The sequence below is a fragment of the Caballeronia arvi genome (assembly GCF_001544695.2).
Classification (GTDB): Bacteria; Pseudomonadota; Gammaproteobacteria; order Burkholderiales; family Burkholderiaceae; genus Caballeronia; species Caballeronia arvi.
The window spans coordinates 1-657 of sequence record NZ_FCOM02000325.1 but is presented as its reverse complement, the minus strand read 5'-3'; the positions used below and the strand labels follow the sequence as shown (position 1 = coordinate 657).

At 54.0% G+C, this 657-nt stretch carries 2 protein-coding genes; one reads left to right on the top strand and one right to left on the bottom strand.

What is annotated here, in order from left to right; all coding sequences use genetic code 11:
- Positions 1-40: 40 nt before the first annotated feature.
- Positions 41-226 carry an HU family DNA-binding protein gene (locus tag AWB74_RS45165; protein WP_087039609.1) on the bottom strand — a complete coding sequence of 62 codons (186 nt, stop codon included), beginning with the start codon at positions 224-226 and terminating at the stop codon, positions 41-43.
- 167 nt (positions 227-393) lie between these two features.
- Between AWB74_RS45165 and AWB74_RS46795 the strand changes: the two genes are divergently transcribed.
- Positions 394-558, top strand: coding sequence for a hypothetical protein (locus tag AWB74_RS46795; RefSeq protein ID WP_160110421.1), 165 nt, complete (start codon positions 394-396; stop codon positions 556-558).
- The last annotated feature ends 99 nt before the right edge of the window (positions 559-657 follow it).

The following is a 657-nucleotide window of genomic DNA, read 5'->3' as shown; positions in this document are numbered from 1 at the left end:
CGTCTCAGAAGTGCGAGTTCAGCATCCGTCGCAACGCGCCTTAGCGCGCCAACGACGGATATTTCAACGGCCTGCTAAAGCTACCAAAGCCTACCAATTGAACCGCATGACCCGCGGCCAGTTGCTGCGAGATCGTGTCGAGCACCGCATTGATAGTTTCCTGAACCGCCAACTTGCTCACACCCGCTTGCGCGGCGACGGCTTCAATTAGATCCTGTTTGTTCATGCCTGCCTCCATCGTGGTCTGGACGGGATCTTACCTTGAGTCGCGCGTAGCGCAAGACTTGCGGTTGGTTGTTATTCCGTTATTCCATCTGCGGTTTAGCCACGCATAAACGTTGTTTGATACACGTGTTACTATTGACCGTGGAAACCTCATCTATCGGGTTCGTGATGAAAACTCTCGACGTGTCGCAGGCCACCGCCGCCGCAGAAGCCGGTGGCGTGCTCAACGCCATCCTTCGGGCCGATGGAGGTCAGTTCTTTATCGAGCTGGAGACCCGCACCGCAGGTACTGCCGTCCTAGTACAACATCCCCTAAATAGCTTGATTAAATGATTGTCTTGGCTATCATTTCGAGATGAGCCAAGGTCGTCATGCAACGCCAGTGAAGTTGGCGAAGAAAGAACGAGAAGAACTGCTGTCGCTGATCGAGCG

What these genes read in the sequence shown, in the direction of transcription:
- AWB74_RS45165 (WP_087039609.1), bottom strand. Translation starts at nt 226, where the DNA reads ATGAACAAACAGGATCTAATTGAAGCCGTCGCCGCGCAAGCGGGTGTG.
- AWB74_RS46795 (WP_160110421.1), top strand. Translation starts at nt 394, where the DNA reads ATGAAAACTCTCGACGTGTCGCAGGCCACCGCCGCCGCAGAAGCCGGT.